Genomic DNA, 25194 nt, shown 5'->3' on the forward strand with positions numbered 1-25194 from the left:
GGACCACGGAAGGAGGCGAACGCCATGCACCCGCACCCCGGTGAGTTCACGGACGGGGCCGGCGCCGGCGGGCGCGCCACGGACGACATCGACGCCCGCGACACCGTCGGCGTCCTCGCCGCCCTGGAGGGCATGAGCGCCCTCGGCGTCGTCGCCACCGCGCGCGGCTGCGCCGTCGCACCGCCCGTGCACATCCCGCGCCCCGACAGCTCCTGGCTGGGCGTCAGGGAGAACCTCCTGGACCGCGGCGCCACGGTCGCGTACGCGACCTGGACCGAATGGCTGCCCGCGGTGCTCACCACACCCCGTCTGAAGCCGCTGCTCGGCCGCGACTGGAACCGCTACACCGGCACCCAGGATCCCGCGGTCCGCAGCCGGTTCGCCGCCTCCCGGCTGCTCATCAAGTACACGGCGGCGGCCGCGCTCGGCATCGGCCCCGAGGACATCGACATCGCCTACCGGCTCGGCGGCCGCCCGTACCTGCGCGGACTCGACCAGGTGGAGGTGGGTCTGACGCACACCGGCGAGCTGATGGCCGTGGGCATCAGCAGGATGGGCCGGATGGGCCTGGACGCCGAGCGCGCGGACCGGCGCTTCGACGTCGACCTGATGCGGCGCCGGATGTGCACCCCGGCCGAGAGGACGGAACTCGACGCGCTGCCCGCGGACCGGCGGGCGGCGTGCCTGCTGCGTCTGTGGACGCTGAAGGAGGCCTACACCAAGGCCCTCGGCCAGGGCATGAGGCTGCCGTTCACCGAGTTCGGCTTCGACCTCGCCCTCGGCGGACTGCGCACCCCCGACGGCGCGGCCGCCCTCGGCGACGAGTGGGCGTTCGCCACCCACCCCGTGCTCGGCCGCTACCTCGTCAGCGCCGCCTGCCAGGACGCCGGACTGGACCCGGCCGGCGACACCTCGGTCGGCACCATGCTGGACCGACGCCTGCTCACGGCGATGACCCCGACCGGCGACGACTCCCCGACGGTGGACATCTGAGCCGGTGCGAGACCCGGGCTCGGTCGGTCGGGCGAGCGAGCGGGCGGTCGGGCGGTCGGGCGGTCGGGCGGTCGGCGGTCGGGCGGTCAGGCAGTCGAACGGTCAGGCAGTCGAACGGTCAGACGGTCGGACGGTCAGGCGGTCAGACCGAGCGAGTTCAGACGGTCGGGATCGCTGAGGACGTCCAGCCCGGCGATACGGCCGCCCCGGATGGTGAACGACATGACCGACAGCGGCCGGCCCCCGCGAAACGAGACGACGCCCGGCGCGCCGTTGACCAGGACGTGCCGGGCGTCGGCCGCGAAGCGGGCGAAGGCGACCGCCTGGGACGCCACGTCGGCCGCCCCGCGCCGCAGAACGCTCGGCACGAGCGCGCCGCCGTCGGAGCGCGCGACCACGTCCGGCGCGAGCACCGCCAGCAGCGCCTCGAAGTCGCCGCCGCGGGAGGCGGTCAGGAACGCGTCCACGACATCGCGCTTGCAGGCGACGTCCGTGTCGGCCGCCGGGGCCGCGCCCTGCACGCGCCGGCGGGCGCGGCTGGCGAGCTGCCGGGTGGAGACGGTCGTCCGGCCGAGGACGGGGGCGATGGCGTCGAAGGGCACGTCGAACATGTCGTGCAGGACGAAGGCGAGGCGCTCGTCCGGCGAGAGCGCCTCCAGAACGATCATGAGCGCGATGCCCACCGAGTCCGCGACGAGGATCTCCTGCTCGGGGTCGACGCCGGACGCCGCGGTGACCACCGGGTCGGGAAGCCGGACCGGACCGTCCCGCTCCGGCAGCGGATCCTCGCGCCGCGACGCCCGCGAACGCAGCATGTCCAGGCATATCCGGCCCACGACCGTGGTGAGCCAGGCCCCCAGGTTGCGCACCTCGCCGGCATCGGCGCGGCTCAGCCTCAGCCACGCCTCCTGGACGGCGTCCTCCGCCTCGGCGAGCGAGCCCAGCATCCGGTAGGCCACCGCCCGCAGCCCGGGCCGCTCCGCCTCGAAACGGTCCGCCAGAAACAAGTTCGCGCTCACCTGTCACACCCCCGCGTCCGGATCCGTCGGTCCAGTGACAGACGCTAACGGATCACCCGGAGGGCATCAGATGAACAAGGCCGCCACCACCGCCCGGATGAAGAACCCCGCCATGGTCCTGCCGGACGCCATGAAGGGCATCCAGGGCATCTACAAGGCCATGTACCAAGGCGGCGTCGCCCCGCAGATCCTGGAGCTGGTCCACCTGCGGGCCAGCCAGATCAACGGGTGCAGCGCCTGCGTGTTCGCCGGCGTGACGGGCGCGAAGAAGCACGGCGAGAGCGACGAACGCCTGCACGCCGTGGCCGCCTGGCGCGAGGCGCCCTTCTTCACCGACGAGGAGCGTGCGGCCCTGGCCCTGACCGAGGCCGCCACCCGGATCGCCGACCGCAGCGGCAAGGCCGTCCCCGACGAGGTGTGGAACGAGGCCGCCGACCACTTCGACGAGGAGCAGCTCTCCGCGCTCATCCTGATGATCAGCCTCACCAACTTCTTCAACCGCATCAACGCCACGATCGAGGAGCCCGCCGGCGCCACCTGGTGACCGGACCCGGCCGACCGCCGGCGCGCCGGCGGCGGCGAAACCCCACCACCGTCGCTGCGGCGGCCCGGCCACAACCCGTACGGACCGCCGCAGTTGAACGCCCACGAAGCCCGCCGTCCACCACGCAGCCACCGCCCGAAGACGTCCCAGCCGCCACGGCCGCCACGGCCGCCCCGGCCGAACGACGGACGCGCGCGCGGACAAAGTACTTAGCCCCTCACTTAGCCCCTCACTGAGCCCCTCACTGAGCCCTTCACTCAGCTCCCCACCAGCCCTCCACTCAGCGCCCTGCTCCGCCCCCGCGCCGACTCCAGCCGCCGCCGGTCGAGGGGCGACGCACGGCGGTCGAGGCGGGCGGCGAGCAGCCGTGCCGCCCGGTCGCACTCGCCCCCCGCGACCAGGGCGTGCAGCAGCGTCTCCTCCACCACCTCCTGCTGGGCCTTGCTCGCGCCTGTCCGCGCGACCAGGGGCAGCAGCGGCGCAAGCCGCCGTACCGCCGGAAGCCAGTCCTCCCGGACCACGTCCGCCAGCGCGTCGCACAGCGGGGCGATCACCCGCGCGAACACCCGCTGATGGTGGGCCAGCGCGTGGGCGCGCAGCCGCCCCAGCGCGTCGAGGTCCCCGGCCGCGGCGAAGGCCACCGCACTGTGCAGGGCGGCGAAGCCCGTCGCCGGCGCGTCGAGCCAGTGCCGTGGAGCCGCCTCCAGCAGCTCGGCCACCGGCAGCCCGCCGCTCCAGCTGTCCGTCATGCGCGCCCGCCACAGCAGCGAGGCGGAGTCGACCAGCAGCCGCCCTCCGCTCACCCGGGAGGCGGTCAGCTCGCACCGGTAGCGGCGCAGCAGCGCGGGACGGTCGTCGAGCGACAACTCGTGCAGGGCCACGTGCCAGGCGACGTGGGAACGGTGGGCCGCCCCCTCCCCGTACCGGCCCAGCCACTCGTCCAGCCAGGACAGACCAGCCCGGTGCTCACCGGTCTCGTAGTACACGTGCGCCCGCGCGTGGACGGCGTGACCGGCGCGGGGCTGCACGGCGAGCGCCCGTGAGGCCAGGGCCTCGGCCTCCTCCCAGCGTTCCTGCTCCTGCCGGACGAAGGCGAGCTGGCCGAGGTACCACCAGTCGTCGCCGTACGTCCCCGACAGGCCCTCGACCAGCGCCCAGGCCTCCTCGGCGCCGGTCACCCCGTTGAAGGAGACGGTCGGCACGGCCGCGCTCACGGCCAGCGCGTCCCGCGGATGCCCGGCTACATGGCCCAGCAGGGCCGCCTTGCCCCGCTCCTCGGTACCGGTCAGGCAGGCGTCCACGGCGGCGACCAGGCCGCGTTCGCGCTCGTCCGCCCGCACGGCCGCGGCCCGGCGGGCGGACGCGAGCGCCGCGGGCGTCTCCTCGGCGCTCCCGCACGCGTGGTCGAGCAGCGCCAGCGTCGCGTGGGCGACGGCGAAGCCCGGGTCGACGCGGACGGCCTCGGCCAGCAGCGCCTCGGCGCCCAGACTGCCCGCCAGGATCCGTCCCAGCGCCCGGTCGTACAGCTCCGCCGCCTCCCGTGACGTGCTCAGGCGCAGCCCGTACCGGTCGGTCGGGGCGGGGGCACGGCGGTCGGTGAGCGCGTCCAGCACGGTGCCCGCGACCTCGGCGGCCTGCGCACGGATCTCCGGCATCGCGGTGGTCTCCAGCAGGTTCCCGCGGCGCGCCGCGCCCAGCGTCCACAGCCGCGCGGCCGGGACGCCGGCCGCGGGCGCCAGACGTCCGTCGGCGGCGGTGTCGAGCCCCAGACCGGCGGGACCGGTCCGCCCGTACCCGCGCTCCAGCAGGCAGCGCACCAGAGGATCCGCCGTGCCGTGCGAACCCGGCCGGGCCCCGGTGCAGTTGACCACCGCACCGACCCGCAGCCGGGTGCCGTCGCCGAGGGCCACCTCCACCGCGTCGTCCACCGGCACGGCACGCACCACCTCACCGGCGCCGATCCGCAGCCGGCCCGCCGTCAGCAGCCCGCGCAGCGCGGCCGCCGTCGCGGGAGCCATCCGGTGGCGGTGCACCTCCCAGGTCCGCAGGTCCTCGTCGAGGAACCGGACCCGGTCGGCCACCGGCAGCTGCTGCCACAACGCGGCCGTCAGCGGGCGCAGTCCGTCCAGGGCGGGCCGCCAGTCCCCGCAGGCCCGGCGGGTGGCGGACAGATGCCGCAGGACGCCGCGGCGCAGCGCGTCGAGACCGCGCGAACCGTCCAGGTCCGGCGGCTCGACCGGCGGGGCGGCGGCGGGCAGGTGCTCGTGCGGAAGGAGCCCGTGCCGCGACACCGCGTGCAGCACACGGTCCGGACGGGCCAGCGTGGCGGCCAGGTCGACCATGGTCAGACCGGTGCCGACGAGGAGGACGTCCCCCTCCCCGGCGAGGCCGTCGAGCGCGCCCGGAGCCCACGGATCGGCCACGAACCGCCCCGAGGCCCGGAGTTCGGGACCCGCCCAGTCGCGTGCCGTGGCGAGACCGCCCAGCGCCAGCACGGCCGCGTCCACCCGCAGCTCGCCACCGCCGGCGAGCCGCAGAGCCGGCCCCGACCTCTGCTCGCGGACGGCGACGACACGGTCCCGCACCCGGTGCAGCCGCCCGCGCCCGCAGGCGTGCACGGCGCGCTCGACGACATCGCTCAGGTACTGCCCGTACACCCGGCGCGGGACGAAGTCACCGGGCGCGGCCAGCGGGTCGCGTTCCCGCAGCCAGCACAGGAAATGCCCGGGGTCGTCGGGGAAGGCGCTCATGCGGGCGGCGGGCACGTTGAGGAGATGGCGCGGATCGGACGTGCCGTAGGCGACGCCCGGCCCGGTCCCGCTCCCCGGATCGACCAGCCACACCTCCACCGCCCGCCCGCGCCGGGCGGCCTGCCGCAGCAGCTGCGCCGCCGTCAGCGATCCCGCCGCACCCGCCCCGACGACCGCGACGCGGCGCATCAGAGCCGCCCTCCCTCGACCACCACGGCACCGGTCACGTGGACGGCGGCGGAGGCCCCGCCCGTCACGGCGTCGGCGGCGAGGGGCGCGCCCTCGGCCCGCTCCAGCTCGGGACGCCGACGACGCGGCCCACGGTCCAGGTTGCGCATACGCACTCCTCACGCCGAACGCCGAACGGAGGCTTGTGGCCTCCCCGCCTGGCCGCATCCTCGATCGCCCCGCTGGAACTCGGGTCGAGGTCCGCTCGTGAGCCCCTCGAACCCCGCTCGCCGACCGCACGAGACGGCCGCGGCCGCTCCCGCATCGGGGGAGTTGCTCCCCGGGGACGCGCGCGCCCCGCCGCCGGACCTCCGGCGGCGGGGCGGTGAAGCGACTGACTGCGGGGGACGTTCAGTTGGCGCAGATGGCGTAGACGCTGATGCCGACGCTGCTGTAGGCGTTCTGCCTGCCGAGGGCGACCCAGCCGGTTCCGTCAGGGGCCGGCGACCTGCCCGTGGCCGTAAGGCCCGCAAGGCAGGGCCGTCACCGTTTGTGGTCGTGGTCCTGCGCCGCGACCTTGCGCCGGGTCTCCGCGAGGTGGCTCTCGACGTAGCGCGTGAGGATCAGTGCGTCCTGCGGCTCGTCGGCCTGGAAGCTGACGCGACGCAGCAGGCCGACCCCGTCCAGCGCGACGCCCTCGCGGGCGAGGACGAAGACGAGGGTGAGGAACGCGGACCGGGCGTTGCCGTCGTCGAAGGGATGGAAGAAGCACACGTCGAGACAGGCACGCGCGGCCCGGGCGGACAGGGAAAGAGGCCGCTCGGCGCTTCGCGCGCTCTCGGCCAGGCAGGCGTCGAGGCGGGCCCTGGTGTCCGGGCCGATTCCGTAGCGTTCCCGGCCCCCCTTGGCGAAGGCCGGCAGGTCGCGGAACGACGGCGGCCGCGGTGTGCCCAGCACATGCTGCTGCCAGCGCTGGAGCAGCGCGAAGTCGAGAGGGGAGCCGCACGCCGCGTCGGCCCGCAACAGCTCCAGGGCGGTCAGCAGGCCTCGGGCGCGGGCGGGGTCCAAGGCGCCGTCGAAGGCCCGTATGTCCTCCGCCGCGCCGTCGCACGACGGGACCACCGGCTCGTCCCCTCCGCTTTCCGAAGCCGTCGGCCACGGCACGGTGCCGCGCACCGCGAGCCAGCGCTCGAGGTGGTCCGGCGCCGGCCCGGCGGATCGTGCGCCGTCGTCCGGCCGCACCGACAGGGCGAGCTGCTCCGCGACGTCGTCGACCAGCACGATGCCGGGGCCGGTCCAGCTCGCGAACCGGCCGCCGACCGCCTCGTCGACCAGCTCCTGCGCGCGGTCGGGCGCGACGCCCCAGCGGCTGAGGAACCAGGTGAGCACTTGACGGCAGTGTCCGTGCCAACCGCTGCCGCAGCCGGTGCGGTCGCTCACCTGAAGGATCAGGTTCCGGGCGGCACGCTCCCACAGGATCCGCTGGTCCTCGATGCCGGCCAGGTCCAGCGGGTACGCCTCGAACCACCCGGCGAGACTCTCCACCCACCCGCGCCATTCGCACAGCGCCGCGACGACACGGGTGAGCGTCTCCTCAGGGGTGGTGATCGAGTCCCGGGGGCAGCACCAGTTCCCGACCGGTCCTCCGTCGAAGTCGCCTTCGTCGTGCGCCCAGCGCCAGCCCACCGTCCAGCGGCCGTAGTGCTCGGCGAGGGCGTGCGACATGGCTTCGGCCCAGGGCCGCCCCTCGCTCCAGCTCCAGTCACTCATCGCCGGGTCACCGAAGGGGATGTCGGGGCGGCTCGGAACCCTCCGTGCGGGCCCGAGCGACCGCACCACCCGCGACGCCGACGCCCCATCGAAGCGATGCCGGGCGGGATCGACGTCGTCCCAGGTCAGAAAGCGGGGAGCCAGCTCGACAATCACCGCGCAAGCCTGCCCCGCCGCCCGCCGCTGTTCAACCGGATTACCGCAGGGCCGATGTGCCGGGCGAAGCGGCGTCGGTCCCGTGTGCCGAAGCGCGCCAATCATCACCTCGAGGGCCGAAGAGGAATCTCGTCATCCGTCTGGAGCGACGGCCGTGCGGCCGGCCCGTCTCCGGGCGGCTGCAAGAACTGCATGACCACCTCCACGAACTCCGTCGGCCGGGTGTGGTGGATGAGGTGCCCGGCCGCAATGGTGACGACTCGCCCTCGACGGACGCGTCGGGCCACCTCGGCGATGCCCTCCTGGGGAACATGGCTTCCCGGGCCGCCGGCCACGGCAAGGGTCTCCGCGGTGATCCTGCTGAGATTCTCCAGCCACTCCGGGTCAGGTGTGTCGATCTGCCGTCTGACGGCCAGCACCATCTCCCAGTCGAACGTCAGCTTCCCGTCCGGCCTGACCGGTGCGGACTGCTCGCGCGGTCGCGGCACCGGGACATCCTCCAGGACGAGCCGGTCCACACGCCGCGGATACTCTGCGGCGAACAGATAGGCGACGATCCCGCCCATCGAGTGCCCCATCAGATCCACCCGGTCGAGAGCCAGGGCGTCCAGAAAACCGAGCACGTCGTCCCGCATCAGCTGCAGCGTGTAGTCCCCGGGCCAGTCGCTTCGGCCATGACCGCGAAGATCAAGGGCATGGACCCGCCGACTGCGGGCCAGGACGGGCGCCACGACACCCCAGTCCGAAGCGTCCTCGCCCAGTGCGTGCAACAGGACGAGCGGCGGAGCTTCCGGCGGACCCGAGACCTCATAGGCGAGCCGAACCCCATCAACGTCGACCGAGCGGTGATCAACCATGTCCGAAACCTAGCGGAGGACCACCCCGGCTCGTCCTGCGGTCAGTAGTCGAGGTCGAGGTAGTCGATGTCGTTGAGGGTGACGTCGCTGAGGCCGGAGGCGCGGGTCCCGCCGTCCTGGAAGTACACGTCCTTGAAGCCCTCGGCGATGATCGCGCGCAGCTCCCGGTCGCCGGACCCGGCCTCGCGCGCGTCGAACAGCCGCTGCGCGTAGGGCGGAGGGAGATGCACCGTGAGACGCCGGAACCGCCCGTCGTCGGTGGTCCCCACGGGCGCGGTGTAGCCGAACCGGGCCCTGGTCTCGACGGTGATCCCGCGAGTGGTCGCGGCCTGCTCGCGACGGCGTTTGCGCACCTGCGGCTGCCACCGCCGCCGCACGGCGGCCTCGATACGGTCGGCGATCGCCTGCGGCGGATTCCTGCGCTCACCGGTGCGATACCGCTCCACCGACCGCTGGCTGACACCGAGTTCCGCCGCCACCGCCCGGGTCGTCTTGAGCTGCTTGACCAGGAAGTTGACGCGGCCCTTGAGGGTCTTGGGCGGCTGGCGGGTGAAGTGCTCCTGGTCGGCGCGGTCGATGGCGTCGTCGATCTCTGCCACGGGTCACTCGCCTTCGTCGAGGACGGCGTCGCCGCCCTTGATGTGCCGGGCCGGATTGAAGCCCTTCTCCATGAGGTCGACGGCCCACAGCATCGACTGGACGCCCTCCAGCTTGGCCAGACCGGGTGACGGACCGAGCCGGAACGCGCCGGGCTGCGGCTTGCCCGAAGCGGCGTAGGGCAGGAAGTCCAGCGGACTCGGCCCCGGCGACGGATAGACGACGCAGTCGGACAGGACGGCGAGCGGGAACAGGCCGGTCATCTTGGCCATGTTGGTCAGCTTGCGGTGCATGTTCACCCGCGCCTTGCTGATGACGGCCGCGCGGATGTCGGGACGCCAGGTCGGCCGCTGCAACGCCGGCCACCGCTCACCCTGCTGGTACCGCCTGCCCTGCGGACGCTCGCGCAGCTTGCCGATCCCGCCCTTCACGGTCGCCTTGACGGCGGCGAGGACCGCCGCGAGGGCCGGATCGACCTCCTTGTGCCGCTCCATCGCGGCGAGGAACTCACGGTCGTCCAGATCCTTCGTGACGCCGAGGTCGGCGAGGGTGTCGACATAGGCGGTCTTCAGCCGGTCGTGCCACGGGTCCAGATACGCGCCGGTCTCCCGGCGCAGATAGGCCTCCACAGGACGGACGTTGAAACCCAGCTCCTGCGCATAAGCCACCGTGTGCGTCTGGTACCAGGCGGGCCCCGTGGGCCGCTCCCCGCTCGGCGTGAACGGCGACGGCAGCCGCGGATCCACCTCCACGTGCGACAGATCGACCAGCCAGGACCCCGGGATCTTCGGATTGAAGGCCGGCGCGCGGAAATGGTCGGGCGCGGACAGACCGACGACCAGCCGGGCCGCGGCGGCCAGGAACGCGGTGTTGAGGTCGAGACCGACGGCATACGGCAGCGTGCACTCCTCGTCCCCGAGCAGCTCCACCGGCCGCACCCACTGATAGGCCTCCTCGTCGAGGAACCCGCCCGTCCACCCGCTGCCCACCACCACGGGATGCTCGGGCGTCGCCTCCGGCGGCGCGGGATCCACCGGCTCCGTCCCCAGCGAACCGGGATTGCGGCCCCCCACCCAGTTCCCGCTCGCCTCGTCGCGCACCGCGCGCGTGGGCGGCCGCAACGCCGTCATCAGCTCCAGACCGGAGACGGCGGTGGAACCGCGCGGCGTGATGACACGGGTGGCGTAGACGGTCAGGGCGCGGGCGATCTCGGCCGGCTCCCGTTCCGCGACACCGGGCCAGGCCCGCTCGTCCAGGGCGTCCCACGACAGGATCGCCAGCTGCACACACTGCCGCTCACGGCCCTGCACCTTGCGGTAGATCCTCGGCCAGGGACCGAACCCGCGCTGAGTGAGCCGCCACTTCGCCTCGGCCACCTCCTTGACCACCGGGTGATCCTCCGGCAACCGCAGCGAACGGCGCTGCTCGTGCCCTTCCAGGCGCTCGGGAAGGCCGAGCTTCACGGCGGCCGACGCGGTGAGCACGATCAGCGGATCCGAGTCCTTGCCGTGCCGGTTCAGCTTGGGCGCACCGAGCCCCGACTCGCGCAACGTCCACTCCACGAGCTCCACCACGGTCGTCGCGGGACAGTCCAGCACGAGCCCGTCGACGCCGTAGGCGCAGCCGTCACCGTCCAGGACGGCGAGCGGCCCGTGCGGAAACCGCGGATCGGCCACGGCGCCCTGCGCCGCCCGTGCCCGTCGCACGGTCGGACGCCGTGCGGGGGAGGAGCCGGTGTGCGGGCGGGCCGGGGCGGGTGCCGGAGCGGATGCGGCCGCACGGGCCGAAGCGGGGGGAGTGGGCGCGGCCTCTGCCGCCTTCCCGCCGGACGACGCGCTCGCATCCGGGGAAACGGTGTGAACCGCAGAGAACTGGGGGACCGGAACGGCCGGTGCGGACGGGGCCGGCGCGAGGGTTGCGGAGGAGGCCGGATACTTCGCCGCCCACCCGTTCAGCAGCCGCTGATAGGCGTCCAGACGCGGCGACTTCGGCTCGCTGCGCCCGTTCTCCCAGTTCTTCACCGACTGGGTGGTCGTCTTCAGCGCGCTGGCGAGGCGGGCCTGGGTGATCCCGGCGGCCTCACGCAGCCGGGCACGCTCTGCCGGGGGCGGGAGATGCGGCTCCTCGTTCAACAGAGCGTCGACAGAGGCGAACAGTTCTTCCTCGGATGCCATTTTCCTGCACCTTCACGTCAGGACCCGCTAGTGCCGTACCGCTTAACCGTAAACTTACCCCACTCCTTAACCTTGCCGCGCCCAGTCCAGCCCCAGCGTGGCGAGCGCGGCGAGCCTGTCCGCAGTGAGTTTCGCGCGCCGGGTCTTGTGGTTCGACAGGAACACTCCGAGCCTGACCTCCGTACCGTCGTCCAGCCGCTCGACATGGCCCCGGGGGATCTTCACGGACCCCTCGCGCGTCTTGTACTGCATGAGGGCCGCCAGACCCCGCTCGAAAGCGGTCATGGGCGGGACGGGCGACGACTTCGAAGACGCCGCTTGCCCCTGCGACGCAGCCGCAGGCGTCACACCGACCCGTTCGAGCCGTTCACGCTGCCCCTCCGCCAGGGCAGCCCACACCTCGGGCCCGCGCTGCCGGGCCAGCCACCGCCCGATGTCCATGCCGTGCACGGTGAACCCCGGCAGAACCTCCGTCGCCCCCTCCTCGTCGCGCACGAGCTCACGCAGCGCGGCGTAATGCCGCTGCCAGTCCGCCGGCCACGCCGGATTCCAGTCCGGGTCCACGTCCTCCAGCGCCGCCCGCCACTCGGGATGCCCGTCCAGAGCCCCGGGACGGCGCAAGTTGGACAACCACTGACCCACGGGCCGGTCCAGCGCGACGGCCGAACGAGGCGCGCACAGCGTCCAGTGCTGCTCGTAGTACGCCTTGGCGGCCTGAAGATTCGCCTGGAACCGCTCGTCGGCAGGCGACCACAGCATGCCGAGCTCCTCCAGCCGCGCCACACGCCGACCACCCAACTGACCGGCCCCGTAAGCCCGCCGCTGCTCCGCGACCCACTGCCCCAGCGGGTACGCGCCCTCCTTGTGCCCATAAGGGACCCGGGCGTGAAGCTCACGCTCGACGAACCTCTTCAACGCCGCCCAGCCCCGCGCCCAGTCCTGACGCTCGGTGTCGATGACGTTGAACGACACCCAGTCCGCGATCATGACCGGATCCCGGGGAGCGGCGAACCGCAACAGCAGACGCGAATCGACCTCCCCCTCCCCGGGCGGCGGACCGATGAACAAGGACGGCTGCGCCACGCCCCTCTGCGGCTCCTGCGGGATCGCCAGCAACTCGACGGCCTCTTCGTCGTGCGCCCGCAGCCCCTCCAGCACCTTCACCAACGGCCGGTACGACCCCGAGGTGAACATGTCCTCCGGCCGCTCACCAGGCCGAAGGAACACCGGCACGATCAACGAAGCGAGTTTCCCCTGCCCCGGCCGCTGACGCAGCGCCCGACCGATGGCCTGGACGATGTCATGCGGGGCGCCCTTCGGATCCAGCAGAGCGATGCTGTCGACGGCCCTGATGTCGATGCCCTCCCCGAGCACACGACAGTTGGACAACACGGCACGCTGCCCCGTAGTCCCGAACGAGCCCAGAACCTTCCGCCGATGCGCGGGCGCGTGTTCGCCACACAGCCAGTCAGCCCAGATCCGCTCCGGATACTCCCGGGGCCGGTCCGCGTACAGGGCGGCCGAGACGCGCTCCAGCCCCTCCGCGTAGGCCTGCGCCTCCATCGTCCGATGATGGAACGTGATGCAGGTCTGCAGATCATGCTGCGCCATGGTGTGCAGCAGGGCGGCCTGCAAGGCCCCCAGCCGCTGCCCGCGGACCTCCTCCGTGTGCCGGGCCTCGCTCATCAGCCGCTCCGGAGTGACCACCGGATCCTGAAGCTCGACGACGATGATCTGATACCGGGCCAGCAGCCCACGCGACACCGCCGACGCCAGCGACAACTTGTACAGGACGGGCCCGAAGACCTTCTCGTCGTCCATGGAGGCCGCCATCTCCCGCGGCAGCGGATCACGAACCCCCTCGGGAACCTCCCGCTCCAGACGCTCCTGCCAGATCCGCGGCGTGGCCGTCAGATACAACCGTCGATCAGCCGGAACAACGCTCTGATCATGAACGTCCGCCCACGCCTTGCCCATCGACCCACTCGTCCGATGCGCCTCGTCGACCACCACCAGATCCACCGGATCCAGCCGCTGCCCGTAGGCTCCCTCGAAGGCCTCCGCGAGCACACCCAACGACGCATACGTCGCGTACATGGTCACCGGCCCGGAACCGTGCCACAGCGCCAACTGAATCGGATTCGTCGTGGACCGCACCCTCAGGTTCCACAACTCCGGATCGTCCTGGAGCGAACACACGGCAACCGCCGGCCCCCGATGCCCCACCTCATGCCACGCCTTCACCGTCTGCGCCAGCAGATCCAGCGTGGGCACGAGAACAAGAACGCGCCCGCGAGGCACCAACCGCCTGGCCGCCGCGGCAGCGATGACGGTCTTACCGGTCCCACAAGCAGCGTGCACCTGCCCCCGCAGACCAGCGGAGGGGATACCGCCCGGCGGCACGTCGAGCCCCCGCACGACGGCGGCAACGGCCTCGACCTGATGATCACGCAGTTTCACGGGCATTGCTCAGTGCCCTCCTCGCCCACCGCTCCCGGCCACCCACGGCTGACCTGCTGCTTTCCCGGCGGGAAACACTGTACGCACCAGCTGCTCGCCACTCGGAGCCGAAGGGCGGTCCACCTGCCCGTGCCGACCGCCCACGACCGACCATGACGACGTGGTCGCGGTCGTCGGCGAGGGTCACGGCGACGGTGACCGGTCCGGCTGCCGCGGGTCAGGCGGTGGCCCAGTCGCGCAGTTGCCGGGCGATCCGGGCGACGCCGAGCGCTCCGGTGGCCGCGTCGCGCACCAGCGCGACGGCTTCCTTGGGCCCGTAGGCGAGGCTGTGCCCGTTGAGGAGCAGGTACGCCTCGGTCGCGTGCCAGGCGAAGGCCTCGTTGGAGTGCTCCAGGCACGGCAGCTTCACCAGGGTCTGCAGCAGGGCGGCGGCCTTCAGGCAGGGCGAGCCGTAGATGTCCCGTTCCATCGCCCGCGCGTTGACCCGGGCGACCGCCGCATACAGCGGCCCCAGATCGTCGACCTGGGGATCGCCGTCGAGCAGCTCGGCGGCGTGCAGCAGGAACGTCACGTCGAGCGGCTGGAGTTCGTACTCGCTCACGCGGCGTGGCCCTGCCCCCGCTGCTGAAGCTCCCGCAGCGCCTCCCGCTCGCTCTCCCGCTGCTCCGCGCTCGCGTCGAGGCTGCCGGCCTCGGCCGCGAACGCCGCGCCGCTGCGGGCCATGGACGCCTTGAAGCCCTCCAGGAACCGCTGCTCCACCGCGGTCGCCCGCTCGTAGGCGGCCGAGAGGATGTACTCCTGCATGCTCACCCCTGCCTGCTTGGCAGCCGCCGCGATGGCCGTCCGCTGCGCGGGGTCGGGGAAACGCAGATTCATCGCCTTGGGATCCGACATGGCACCAACGGTACCAGCGGTACCGTTGGTGGTCGATGCGGGACGGTACCCGTCCCCGGGCATCGGGCTCGCCTGGATCACCCCCGCGTCGCCGCGCGGGCGGTGCCGGGGCAGCGGGGGCCCGGGGGCCGGCGAAGACCCTCGGCGGTCACCGGCCCAGGGACGCCCGGGTCACCGCGGCCGGTTGAGCTTGATGGAGTTGATGGGGGTGAGGTACGTGTAGGTCCACTCGTCCTGCGCGAGGTGCTCGCCGCAGTTGGTGCCGCCGTAGTTGTTGCACAGGTCCGCGGTGGCGCCGCCGTACTGGTTGTTGAGGACCCAGTGGTAACCGAACTGGTTGCTCAGGTTGTGGGCGCCGTAGCTGGAGTACTGGTTGGTCGGGTGCGGGTTTTCCTGCGGCCAGACGCTTTCGGGCCAGATGCACACGTTGCCGGGGAGGCATCCGTACACCGTGCTGTTGCCCGCCGGCGCGGCCTGGGCCGCCCCGCCCATCGCCACCACCGCGGTGGCCGCGGTCGCGAACGCCGCGGCGGCACTGAACATCTTGTGCATGTTCCCCCCTGGTGGGTCTCCTGCGTCGCCGCAGGCTGTCTTCGTGCTGACGGGATCAGCCTGGCACGGGGGACCTCCAGGGCCGGCACGTTTCGATGGTCCTCGAAACGTCGGGGGTCGTCCTCCGACGGAACCGGTTTCTGACACGAAGGGACCGGTCGGAGTGACGGGACCGCCACTGCGGTCGCATGGAGACAAGGGGGTCAAGATGCAGTCGGTCAGAAGCTTGACGGCCCACGTCAGGCGAGGGGGCTCTGCCCCAGCAGGGCGATGCCCAGTGAGGTGACGGTGTGGAGGACCGTCTTGCCCTCGTGCCGGGTGGTGACCAGGCGGGCATTGCGCAGCACCCTCGCGTGGTGGCTCGCGGTCGCCGGCGAGATGTTCAGGCGGCGGGCCAGCTCCGTAGTGCCGCATCCGCCGACGGTCGCCCTCAGCACTGCGGCCCTGGTACGCCCCAGCAGGTCGTCGAGCGACGGGGCGGTGGACTCGCCGACGCCCTCCCACAGCGCGGTGTCGAGCGAGGTCCCACTGAGGGTGGGGACGGCCAGAATGGGTGCCCGGGCCGGGTCCATCGGCGGAAACAGAAGTTCGACCTGCTGTGTGGAGAACACTGTCGGCGCGATGACGAGACCCCGGCCGTTCAGATGGATGTCCGCGTCGTGCGGGTGGACCACTTCGAGCACCGGCGGCCGCCAGCGGACCAACGAACCGCAGAGTGTGGTGAGGAGTTGCTCGACCCCACCGTCGGCCATCGTGCCCACGTACGCGGCACGGACCTCGCCCAGATGGGAACGCACCCTGCTCCAGTAGGGGGCGACGGTGATCCTGTGACAGGCCCTGAGCGCCGCGGCCACCTGGACGCGAGCTTCCCGGTCGCCGTCCACCAGGTTCCGGGCCCAGGATCGGTGTACGGGGCGGAAGTCGATGTTCTCCAGTTCGATGCGCATCAGGGCGCGGGGGGCCGCCATCAGGTTGTCCACCGCCTCGTCGATGGATGCCGTGTCTCCCATCAGGCTCATCGCGTCGAGCAGCGGACCTCGTCCGGGCATCAACGCGGCGAGCGGGCCGGCCTGTTCGCCCAGCCGTCCACGTACCGATACGTGCCAGCGGCGGAAGGCGAGACTGGTGTCGCGGTCCGTCAACAGCTTCACACTGTCGAACGTCTCCGCCGCCACGCCGATCGTCCTGGCCACGCGAGTCCGGACCAAGTCCTCCGCCGTGAAGTGAATGCGTTTCACCGAGCGCCCCGTCATCGCGTCACTGTTCGGCCCACAGCAGTCTCAGTCCCGGACGGGAGCCAAACAATGATCAATCTGGCCACAGCCGCTCAGACCTGGATCTCAGTGGGCCTGAACCCCGGAGCACGTGGGCTCGGTCGCCCGTACTCAACCGGACCGAGGGTGAAGACGCCGACCGGCGTCTTCAGTCGTTCAAGCTGCCGGGTCCCTCGCCGGCCTTGGCCATGGTCAGTTGGTGACCTCGGGCTGACGGTGTGATTCCTGACCGCCCGTCAAGACTGCGCCCGACGCGTCATGTCTCAGACGCAGCCCTGTCCTACTCCCACCTCACGAAGGCATCGGTGCCGGTGCCGGACAGGTGCGGGGTCACCGGATCTGCATAGCCGGGCAGACGAATCTCCGTCCCCTCACTCAGGGCGACGAGAAGGTCTTGGAACATGCACGACAGGCTGTCCCAGACCTTCACCGGACCCTCCGTGTCCCCCGCGTGCAGACCGTAGAGCACGTTTCCGAACCGGTCTCCACCACGGTGGTCGAGGATGAGCTCACCCCCGGTGATGTCCGTGGCGAGCGGAACCCATCGGACATGGAACGCGTACCCGTACATCCCGTCGTAGATGTCCCGCAGGCCGGGGTCCTCCGACTCGTTTTCGTCGACCCATTCGGCGATCGCTTCTTCCATCGTTCGTTGACCGGCACGCATTCCCTCGGCGCCGTGCAGGATGAACCCTCCGGGGAGGATCACGCCGGGACCGCCATGGCCCTTCGTGGCGGTGACCCCGTCGTGATGTCCCAGCCACGTCACCAGGTCAGGGTGCAGGGAGAACCGGCGGTCGGCGATGGCGTCGATGTCGTCCTGCGCGGCGGGCGGGTTCAGGGCGGCGTGGTCCGCGGGCGCGTTGGCCTCCAGCCACGCGTCGAGGCGGGCAAGGACAACATGAAGGTCGTCGGTCATATGACAACGCTACGAGTCGGATTGCGCTGGATTGCCGAGGGACCCGGCCCGCGCAGGTAGCTCACGCCCGCCGCCCGCCCGCGGATGCGCGGAGCATGCTCCGTCTGCCGGGAACATCGAGGCCACGAAAGAGAACCTCCAACGGCACACCGTCGAGGGGGCCGCACATCGGGGAAGTATGCAGGCGAGCATGCTTCTCTGGACGGCCTTGGACGTGGTGGCTGACGGGGCCTGTCTGAGTCTGGCAGAAGCAGCCGCTCCGTCCACATCCGCCTCAGTCTCCTGTGCAGGTCAGTCCCAGTCGGATGCCGGCTGGTCGACTCGGCCGCCCTTGTGCGGCGTGGGGATGTAGTCGCGAGCACCGCCGGGCAGGGCGGCGACGCACGCCGTCGAGCAGGCGCTGACCAGCAGGGGCAGTACGTCAGTGGCCACGCGCAGTGAGATCCACACCTGGTGGAGTCCGCTCTGTTCGATCGCGCGGTCGCAGACGCTGCAGCCGGTGATGGCGGTGGCGCCCCAGTGCCGAGGATCAAGGTTTCCCGGATCGAGGTCGGCGACGGAGTCGAGGGCAGGCTGTAGCTGCGGGAACGGGGGGCGCAGCTTGTAGTTGCCGAACAACACGCGGGTGCTCACCGTGCTGCGGGTCAGCTTCCGGCATCGGGTGATCTCGTAGGGCAACCAGTGCAGCCGGTAGGAGGTGTAGGGGGTGAACTCCTCCAGACAGGTCATGGCCCCGATCTCGGCTGGGATCCGGACCAGGTTGCTGCCATAGAGCACGAGGTGCCTGACCGCTGTCAGCCGGGCGATGCTCGGCGGCAGGGTGATGATCTGCCGCCGCTCTTGCGGACTGAGCTCGGTCAGAGGACGGAACTCTTCGCGCCCGTCGGCGGCGGCCTCGTCGATCAGCTCCAGCAGGTGGCGCCAGCCCGGAGCCGAGGTGTCCTGCCGTTCGGCGTGGAATCCGACTCGGGCTCGCGGATGCGGCCTGGATTGATCGACGCACCAGCATGCGTCCTGGCGGGGCCCCTGCGCTCCGGGGTCGCGTTGGACGTGCCGCCCCAGCGGTTCAGATTGAGCCGCGGCTCTGCCTCGTCGGTCATGGCGCCAAGATACGGAGGTTGAGGTTGCCGCAGACCGTCTCAGGCTTTTGCAGCCGACGTCCCCGACCCGACGAGACCGACCAGGAGACGTTCGTTCCGCTCCGGGCCAGGCCCCCTGCTGATCGCCCGCGGCAGCGCCCGCGCCGCCTGCGAAGCCGCCGCCCGGGAAGTCCGCCCCCAGCTTGCCTACGGCCGCGAGTTCCACGGCCGGCGCCCTTACGGACTCGAAGAGGCGTCAGGCCCCGGAGCACGAAACGCTCCGGGGGCCTGACGGTGTCCGAGATCAGCCGGCGCGTGTGCAGGAGTCGTGGCGCACGGCCCAATTGGCGGGTCGCGGCGGGCGATTGCGCCAACCGGCAGGGCCGGAGGCCGTCATCCGGTCGTGGAGGACATTCGTACCCTCGATGGTCTCCGTCAGGGTGCAGAGGCCGAAGCACGTGCACACAGGGTTCCCTCCATGCGGCCGGGGAGGATGAGTGCGGCGTCCGGCCGCCGCAGGCCTGCTCGACCGGCCCCGCCCGCGATGGTTCAGGCCGGTTCTTCGACGGAGTGGGAGTCGGTGAGCGTGAGCGCACCGCCTGCCGCGATCAGACCGACGATCACCGCGAGTACGGCGTAGGTGATCCGCTCGCCTCGGAAGAAGGACTGCACGAGGTCGCCGCTCCATACGCCCGCGGGCAGTCGGGTGGTGACCAGTGCGGCGATCAGGGTGCCGACGACAGCGGTGCCGACGCTGGTCCCGACCTCCTGGGCGGTGTCGTTGAGGGCGGCGCCGATCGACGTGCGGTTGGCCGGCATGGCGTCGACCAGGGCGATGGCGCAGATCGTCATGACGGTGCGCAGCCCGATCGTCATGACGACCATGGAGACGGCGATGGCGGCGTACCCGTGGTCGACGCCCCAGGCGAGGCCGGCCAGAGCAGTGGCCAGACAGGCCGCGCCGACCAGGCAGGCGACCCGGTGCCCGAACCGCTTGCCGAGCCATTCCGACAGCGGCGTCGCGACGATCATGGTCACGATGATCGGCAGGTTCGCGAGGCCTGCGCGCACGGGGCTCCATCCGTAGGCGTACTGGAAGTGGAGGATCAGCCCGAACATCACGCCGGCCATCGCGATGGACGTGCCGGTCTGGGCGATGGCCGCGCCGCGGACGGTGCCGCTGGAGAAGATCTTGAGGTCCAGCATGGGCGCGGCGCTGCGGCGCTCGTGCCACACGAACGCCACGCCGGCCGCCACGGCGCCGAGGACCGACGTGAGGGTGGCAGAGGAGAGCCAGCCGTGCTCGACGCCGCTGGTCAGGGAGTAGCAGGCCAGGCCGATGGTCAGGAGGCTGAGGACGGCGCCCGGCAGGTCGAGCCGGTCCTTGGTCAGGTCCTCGGGCCGGTCGGCGGCTACCCCGAGGCGCACGCCGATGGCCGCGACCAGCGCGATCGGCGCGTTGACGACAAGCAGCCATTCCCAGCGCACATGGGCGAGGGCCGTGCCGCCCAGCAGCGGGCCGAGGACGAAGCCGGACATGCCGACGACGATCATCAGGGTCATCGCGCGCATGCGCAGCGCCTGGTCGTCGAAGAGCCGGAAGACGAGGGAGTTGGTGATGGGCGCCATGGCGGCGGCGGCGATGCCGAGCCCTGCACGCAGCGCGATGAGCTGCCCTGCGGAGTCGACGGCGACGACGCAGAGGCTGAGCAGCCCGAACACGGCGAGGCCGACGAGCAGCACCCGCCGTCGCCCGAGCCTGTCGGCGAGCGACCCTGCCGTGAGGAGGAGGCCGCCGAAGGTCAGCGAGTAGGCGCCGGTGACCCATTGCAGGGCGGTCGTGCCGCTGCCGAGGTCGCGGCCGATGGTGGGGAGCGCGATCGAGAGCAGCGTGTTGTCGACCATCTCGACGAAGAAGGCCAGGCAGAGCGCGGCCAGGGGGACCCAGGCCGCGCGCAGCGACGGATAGGTACGGCTTGAAGGTGGAGCGAAATCGGTGACGGCGGTCATGGCCGGCCCCCTCCCTGAACGCCGCAACGAACGACGTTCGATGTTGGAACGTGGTTCGATACTAGAACGACGTTCGATACGAGGGCAAGCTGTGATTGGATGGATGCCATGACAGGCCCGCGAACGCTCCCCTCCAAAGGCTCTCCCCGTGGGCGCAAGCGTGCTTCGCACTCGCTGGAGGCTGTCCTCGGCGCAGCCGTGGCCCTGCTCGACGAGGCGGGCGCACCGGCACTGACCTTCCGCGCGCTCGCCGCCCGTCTCGGCACCGGCGTCGGCACCATCTACTGGTATGTCTCCAGCAAGGACGAACTGCTCGACCGCGCCACCGACCACGCGATCGGGGAGGCCCTGGCCCTCGTCGAGGGGCATCCGCAGAGCGACGACCCGATCGCCGACCTCCGTGCGATGGCCATCACGCTGTTCGACGCGATCGTCGACCGGCCCTGGCTGACGGCGTACTTCATGCGCAACACCGACGTGCAGGGCCACTCGCTGCGGCTGTACGAGAAGCTCGGCCAGCAGACCCTCCGCCTCGACCTCACGCCGCGGCAGCGTTTCCACGCAGTGTCGGCGATCACGGGCGTTGTCATCGGCACGGCCGCCGACCTGGGCGCGGAGATCCCGAAGGAAGTGCTCGACGGCCACATGGACCGCGACGCGTACCTCGACCGCTTCGTCGAGCAGTGGCGGTCGCTCGACGGCGTCGATTTTCCGTTCGTGCACCAGATCGCCGACGAATTCGCGGGGCACGACGACAGGGACCAGTTCGTCGCCGCACTGGACCTGACCTTGTCAGGCCTCCGCCTTCAGGCCGGAACCAAGTGACCCGGAAACCTCGCTGAGTCGCCGTTCACGCGCCGGCCCGACCACCAACCTGCACCCGACCGCTGAGCCGCGGCAAAGCCCGCACAGCCCATGCCGATCGCCATCACCGCGAGGCAGCGAGGTGACTCCCCGCACTCCGAGAGCAAAAGCGGCCCCCACCCGCAGCGCCTGATCGCTGCCACCATGGACCAGTAGGGCCGCATCGACGTACCGGTGAGCAACGCGAGGCGTTGAAGGATGTGGGACGGAGCATCGGCGATCCACTCGCTGACCGCCGGCACGGAGGTCGCCCCCGCCACAACCGCGCACGCGGTCAGTGCGAGCAGGGTAACCAGAGAGTGCGTACGCCGCGTGGGTCACGGGCCGGGAACCTCGGCCGGTCGCTCCAACAGGCCCGGGATCTCGGCGAGTACGACCTCGGGATGCTCGCGGAGCTGGTCAACGGCAGGCGAGCTCAGCCATGGGTGCGTCGGCGTGGCACGGTCTTCCACTTCTATCACGGGGGACGACAGGGCGCGGTCCACCTCGGTCATGCAGTACCCCGCAGCTCGGCCAGGGGCCGGGCGCACTCGGCGGTGACCGCGTCGACCTCGGTCCGGTCGGCGGGGCTGATGCTCTTGCGGCGAGCGGCCCAGCGGCGCTGTTCGGCGGACAGGTTCTCGACTCGCTCCGTGGCGCCAGCCGCCTCCGCCTCGGCGATCAGCCGTGAGTAGGCGCCGACGACGTGGTTGATGCCCTCCAGGGCGACTTCGTAGGCTGTTCCGTCCTCGGACGACCACATGGCCGTCCCCATGCCCTGAAGGGCCGATCGGGGCTCCGGCATGATGTGCCTCCTTGTCCCTCATTGTTCGCCAGTGAGTGCGTCTTGACTCTGGCAGGCGCATGCCGTTGCGGCCGCAGGTTATTGAGCTCTTTCAGTGGTGCCGCTCCAGGGTGAGGACGGCTGCGGCGATTGACGACATTCGATTCGGGCTGCACCGGGTCCTGCGGAGGATCCGGCAGGACTTCAGTCGCGCTACACCGCGTTCCACCGGTGCCCGTGCCACGCAGAGCGCGCGGTTGACGGTTCGCTGGGTGGGTGTGAGGTCACGGCCGGGTGGACCTCTGATGGGTGTGGTCACTCATGGTCCGGCGTCCATGTAGGCGCGGTCGGCGGTATGGGAACGCCCTGGTGGTGTGGGGCGTGCATGGGGCGGAGCCGGAGAGCGGGGTGGTGGCGTTGTCGGGGGAGGGGGTGCCGGCGGCTTTTGCTCGGGACCGGGAGGTGGAGCGTCTGCGGGTTTTGATGCGCGGGATGAACTGACGTCTGGGCGTGCCCGGTTGATCAGTACCTCCCTGGGGGTGTCGGAGCGGAAGGTGTGTGGCTTCGTAAGTGTTCGTTGACTCCGTTTGTAGGTGAGTTCTGGCTCCACTTGGCAGCCGGAGGGTCTCGTTTGGTAGGTGAGAAGTGACTCCACCTTGGGCGGCGCCGGCGAACGCCTGCCTCGGGGAACAGCGGTACAGCGGTTATCGGTGAGAACGATCATGGTTCGGTCGGCGTGAGGGTGCTGACGCGGTTCTCGTAGGGGTAGCGAGGTAAGGCCAAATGCCGCCAGTACTTGATCTTGGTGGGTCCGGGTCCGAGCCGAGTTCACCGCGCGGCGTCCGGGGGACGGGTCGGCACGGCGGCTGCTAGATCGCTGACGTTGAGGTAGCCCGTCGTGTCAGGGGAAGCTTCCCCAGAGACCTCGCAGGCGTAGCGGACTGCCACCCGGTGCCAGTCGTAGATGCCGCGCAGGTAGGCGCAGATCACGTCGACGTACCGGATGGTCGCTTCCTGCGCCAGGTGGGCAAGGCGCATGCGGCGGGCCCACAGCAGGTTGCGCTCCCGGGCCGCGGAACGCTCCGGGCTCGTCCAGGACGGAATTCGGATGTCGAAGTCGATGTCCTGTGGCACGCCTTCCCCCTCGCTGCTGCCCCCGGAGACGGGCCGTCAGCTCGGGCGCCGGCCTCCACGGCGTGGTCAATGCCCCCGACGCACGCCATGCGAACCCCGTCAGCGGCCCATCGCCGTCTCGCGGTTCATGCGTGACAGCTTCTCGGGATTGCGGACGGCGTAAAGGCCGGTGATGAGGCCGGCGTCCAGACGGAGGGCCACGATCGTGTCGATCCGGCCGTCGCGGCGGATGATCAGGGCCGGGTGGCCGTTGACCAGGGTCGGTTGCAAAAGGGCGCCGCTGAGCCTGGCCAGGACCTCGGTCACGTCGGCCACGCCCACCACCGGTTCCACGGCGGCCCGGACGACTCCGCCGCCATCCGTCAGGAGGACGACGTCCGGGGCGATCATGTTGAGGAGTCCGGTCAAGTCGCCTGTTTCCACCGCCTGTTGGAAGGCGGCGAGCGCGTCGCGGGTCTGGGACGGGGAGACGTCCCGCGAGGGCGGCGCGCGGCGACGTGGGCGCGGGCGCGGTGCGCGATCTGGCGGACGGCGGGCGGGGTCTTGTCGACGGCCTGCGCGATCTCGTCGTAGTCCAGGTCGAAGACGTCCCGCAGCACGAACACGGCACGCTCGGTCGGCGCGAGGGTCTCCAGTACGAGGAGCATCGCCATGGAGACGCTGTCCGCGAGCTCGACGTCCTCGGCCACGTCGGGCGCGATGAGCAGCGGCTCGGGCAGCCACGGGCCGACGTAGGACTCCTTGCGGCGGCGGAGTGTGCGAAGGCGGGTCAGGGACTGGCGGGTGGTGATGCGGACCAGGAAGGCGCGCGGGTCGCGGACTGTGGTGTGCTCGACGCCCGACCAGCGCAGCCACGTCTCCTGGAGGATGTCCTCGGCGTCGGCCGCCGAGCCCAGCATCTCGTAGGCCACCGTGAACAGCAGATTGCGGTGGGCAATGAAGCTATCCGTGGCCGCCCCCGCATCGGTACCGGCATCCCTGTCCACCATCGTCAGCTCCCGACTTCCGTCTCGCCACCTGTGGTGCGTGTCGTACACGGGACGCTGCTGACCCCGGTTCTGTGACAGCCGCACCCCGTGGCACACGTCACATCCGCCCCGTGTCACAGGAGCGCGGCGACCGGCGCCTCATGGGCATCAGCCACACGATTCCATGAGTGAGGAAGCCCCGATGGAAACCCGTATGAACCTGTTCGACACCGAGCTCGGCACGAAGGTCGGCAAGCGGATCTACGCCGTCAGTCAGGTCATCCAGGAGTCGCCGCTGCCCAAATCCACCCAGGAGTTGGTGCAGCTGCGAGCCAGCCAGATCAACGGCTGCGGCTTCTGCGTCGACATCCACAGCAAGGACGCCGCCGCCGCCGGCGAGGACGCGGCCCGGCTCAGCCTCGTCGCCACCTGGCGGCACTCCACCGTGTTCACCGACGCCGAGCGGGCCGCGCTGGCCCTCACCGAGGAGGGGACCCGCATCATCGACGGATATGCAGGGGTCACTGACGAGACCTGGGCCCAGGTGCGCAAGCACTACGACGAGGAGCAGGCCATCGCTCTCGTCTCCCTCGTCGCCATGATCAACGCGACCAACCGGCTCGGCAGCCACAGGACGGAAGTCCTGATATGCGAGCGCCGAAATTCGACGGGCGGAGGTACCGGATCATGCGGAGTGACGGCCACCCCTGGGCAATTAACGGCCGCGCACTCTCGAATTCTTCCGGTAGTTTTTCGCCGGGGTTGGTGGTGCAGCCAGGCCCCAAAAGCTACACAGCCAGCCAGCGTGATGCACCATTCCAGTAGTGGGTTCGCTCGCCCAGGGTGATGCGGTGGCGGATTCTGCGGCACCTGGAGGGTTAAGCGTGTATGCTGACGGAGTATTGGTGAACGTGAGCGGCCGGTTTCGAGGGTGGGGGAGGTGTTCGGGTGGAGCGCAGCGGAACCCGTCACTGCGGTGGGACCAGCACCCCGTCAGGCCGACGGCCCGTCATCTTCGCTGCACGGATGACGGCTGGGATTCCCAAACCCTACACAGGCCCGCGCGCGATGCACCTCCCCTACTGCCGGCGCAGGTGCCCGCGCTTGCGCGGGTGCCCACAATTCGCGCTTGCGCGAATTGCCTCGCCTTTTAAATTCCGCTTGCGGAATTCCATTCCGGCGCTTGCGCCGGAATCCGAATTGCGCTTGCGCAATTCGCTCTTTAGGCCTCGGCTTGCCGAGGCCTAAC

General features: G+C 71.1%; 20 protein-coding genes and 3 pseudogenes. 4 read left to right on the forward strand and 19 right to left on the reverse strand.

Translation table 11 applies throughout. The features are described 5' to 3' along the window. The first annotated feature begins 24 nt into the window (after window positions 1–24). Window positions 25–993, forward strand: coding sequence for a 4'-phosphopantetheinyl transferase family protein (locus OG802_RS35415; RefSeq protein ID WP_329417865.1), 969 nt, complete (start codon window positions 25–27; stop codon window positions 991–993). Between the two features lie 134 nt (window positions 994–1127). Here OG802_RS35415 and OG802_RS35420 read toward each other — a convergent pair whose 3' ends face one another. Next, window positions 1128–2012: a sigma-70 family RNA polymerase sigma factor gene (locus tag OG802_RS35420; protein ID WP_329417868.1), complete on the reverse strand. Its 885-nt coding sequence runs from the start codon at window positions 2010–2012 to the stop codon at window positions 1128–1130. A gap of 70 nt (window positions 2013–2082) precedes the next feature. Between OG802_RS35420 and OG802_RS35425 the strand changes: the two genes are divergently transcribed. Beyond that, window positions 2083–2556: a carboxymuconolactone decarboxylase family protein gene (locus OG802_RS35425; RefSeq protein ID WP_329417870.1), complete on the forward strand. Its 474-nt coding sequence runs from the start codon at window positions 2083–2085 to the stop codon at window positions 2554–2556. Window positions 2557–2813: 257 nt separating this feature from the next. Here the strand turns inward: OG802_RS35425 and OG802_RS35430 are convergent, their stop codons facing one another. From OG802_RS35430 to OG802_RS35495, 14 genes are all read right to left on the reverse strand, one after another. Then, window positions 2814–5495 (reverse strand): FAD/NAD(P)-binding protein, encoded by a 2682-nt coding sequence (locus OG802_RS35430; RefSeq protein WP_329417872.1) that lies wholly within the window; start codon window positions 5493–5495, stop codon window positions 2814–2816. Continuing rightward, entirely contained in the window at window positions 5495–5644 is a 150-nt protein-coding gene (locus OG802_RS35435) for a hypothetical protein (RefSeq protein ID WP_329417874.1), read from the reverse strand. The genes OG802_RS35430 and OG802_RS35435 overlap by 1 nt, the downstream gene beginning before the upstream one ends. Before the next feature lie 373 nt (window positions 5645–6017). Then, entirely contained in the window at window positions 6018–7400 is a 1383-nt protein-coding gene (locus OG802_RS35440; RefSeq protein WP_329417876.1) for a Fic family protein, read from the reverse strand. Window positions 7401–7504: 104 nt separating this feature from the next. Continuing rightward, on the reverse strand, window positions 7505–8257 hold the full coding sequence (locus tag OG802_RS35445) for an alpha/beta fold hydrolase (RefSeq protein ID WP_329417879.1): 753 nt from the start codon (window positions 8255–8257) through the stop codon (window positions 7505–7507). A gap of 41 nt (window positions 8258–8298) precedes the next feature. Continuing rightward, a complete protein-coding gene (gene tpg / locus OG802_RS35450; protein WP_329417882.1) occupies window positions 8299–8856 on the reverse strand; it encodes a telomere-protecting terminal protein Tpg in 558 nt (185 codons plus the stop codon). Between the two features lie 3 nt (window positions 8857–8859). Further along, window positions 8860–11028 (reverse strand): telomere-associated protein Tap, encoded by a 2169-nt coding sequence (tap, locus tag OG802_RS35455; RefSeq protein ID WP_329417884.1) that lies wholly within the window; start codon window positions 11026–11028, stop codon window positions 8860–8862. A gap of 66 nt (window positions 11029–11094) precedes the next feature. Further along, window positions 11095–13494, reverse strand: coding sequence for a DEAD/DEAH box helicase (locus OG802_RS35460; RefSeq protein ID WP_329417886.1), 2400 nt, complete (start codon window positions 13492–13494; stop codon window positions 11095–11097). A 211-nt stretch (window positions 13495–13705) separates the two neighbouring features. Beyond that, on the reverse strand, window positions 13706–14089 hold the full coding sequence (locus OG802_RS35465) for a fic family toxin-antitoxin system, toxin component (protein ID WP_329417888.1): 384 nt from the start codon (window positions 14087–14089) through the stop codon (window positions 13706–13708). Further along, window positions 14086–14382: a hypothetical protein gene (locus OG802_RS35470; RefSeq protein ID WP_329417890.1), complete on the reverse strand. Its 297-nt coding sequence runs from the start codon at window positions 14380–14382 to the stop codon at window positions 14086–14088. Before OG802_RS35470 ends, OG802_RS35465 begins: the two co-directional genes overlap by 4 nt. 171 nt (window positions 14383–14553) lie before the next feature. Further along, window positions 14554–14934 (reverse strand): hypothetical protein, encoded by a 381-nt coding sequence (locus tag OG802_RS35475; RefSeq protein WP_329417893.1) that lies wholly within the window; start codon window positions 14932–14934, stop codon window positions 14554–14556. A gap of 239 nt (window positions 14935–15173) precedes the next feature. Then, complete coding sequence (locus OG802_RS35480) at window positions 15174–16127, reverse strand: ArsR/SmtB family transcription factor (RefSeq protein WP_329417896.1); 954 nt, start codon at window positions 16125–16127, stop codon at window positions 15174–15176. A gap of 361 nt (window positions 16128–16488) precedes the next feature. Further along, on the reverse strand, window positions 16489–17127 hold the full coding sequence (locus OG802_RS35485; RefSeq protein ID WP_329417899.1) for an SMI1/KNR4 family protein: 639 nt from the start codon (window positions 17125–17127) through the stop codon (window positions 16489–16491). 291 nt (window positions 17128–17418) lie between these two features. Next, the gene (locus OG802_RS35490; RefSeq protein WP_443055480.1) at window positions 17419–18189 is read right to left on the reverse strand and encodes a leucine-rich repeat domain-containing protein; all 771 of its coding nucleotides are present in this window, start codon (window positions 18187–18189) and stop codon (window positions 17419–17421) included. Window positions 18190–18755: 566 nt separating this feature from the next. Beyond that, window positions 18756–20216: an MFS transporter gene (locus OG802_RS35495; protein WP_329417902.1), complete on the reverse strand. Its 1461-nt coding sequence runs from the start codon at window positions 20214–20216 to the stop codon at window positions 18756–18758. Window positions 20217–20390: 174 nt separating this feature from the next. Here OG802_RS35495 and OG802_RS35500 point away from each other — a divergent pair, with 174 nt between their 5' ends. Beyond that, window positions 20391–21041 carry a TetR/AcrR family transcriptional regulator gene (locus OG802_RS35500; protein WP_329417917.1) on the forward strand — a complete coding sequence of 217 codons (651 nt, stop codon included), beginning with the start codon at window positions 20391–20393 and terminating at the stop codon, window positions 21039–21041. Between the two features lie 529 nt (window positions 21042–21570). Here the strand turns inward: OG802_RS35500 and OG802_RS35505 are convergent. The 4 genes and pseudogenes from OG802_RS35505 to OG802_RS35520 form a co-directional block, all read right to left on the reverse strand. Continuing rightward, window positions 21571–21864, reverse strand: coding sequence for a hypothetical protein (locus OG802_RS35505; protein ID WP_329417905.1), 294 nt, complete (start codon window positions 21862–21864; stop codon window positions 21571–21573). A 91-nt stretch (window positions 21865–21955) separates the two neighbouring features. Beyond that, window positions 21956–22284 (reverse strand): annotated as a pseudogene (locus OG802_RS35510) (transposase family protein); the annotation flags it as partial. 387 nt (window positions 22285–22671) lie between these two features. Continuing rightward, window positions 22672–22977 (reverse strand): hypothetical protein, encoded by a 306-nt coding sequence (locus OG802_RS35515; RefSeq protein ID WP_329417907.1) that lies wholly within the window; start codon window positions 22975–22977, stop codon window positions 22672–22674. A 99-nt stretch (window positions 22978–23076) separates the two neighbouring features. Further along, window positions 23077–23966: pseudogene (locus OG802_RS35520) on the reverse strand (RNA polymerase sigma-70 factor). A gap of 181 nt (window positions 23967–24147) precedes the next feature. Here OG802_RS35520 and OG802_RS35525 point away from each other — a divergent pair. Next, window positions 24148–24567: pseudogene (locus tag OG802_RS35525) on the forward strand (carboxymuconolactone decarboxylase family protein); the annotation flags it as partial. Between the last annotated feature and the right edge of the window lie 627 nt (window positions 24568–25194).

It is taken from the genome of Streptomyces sp. NBC_00704 (assembly GCF_036226605.1).
In the GTDB taxonomy this organism is placed as follows: Bacteria; Actinomycetota; Actinomycetes; order Streptomycetales; family Streptomycetaceae; genus Streptomyces.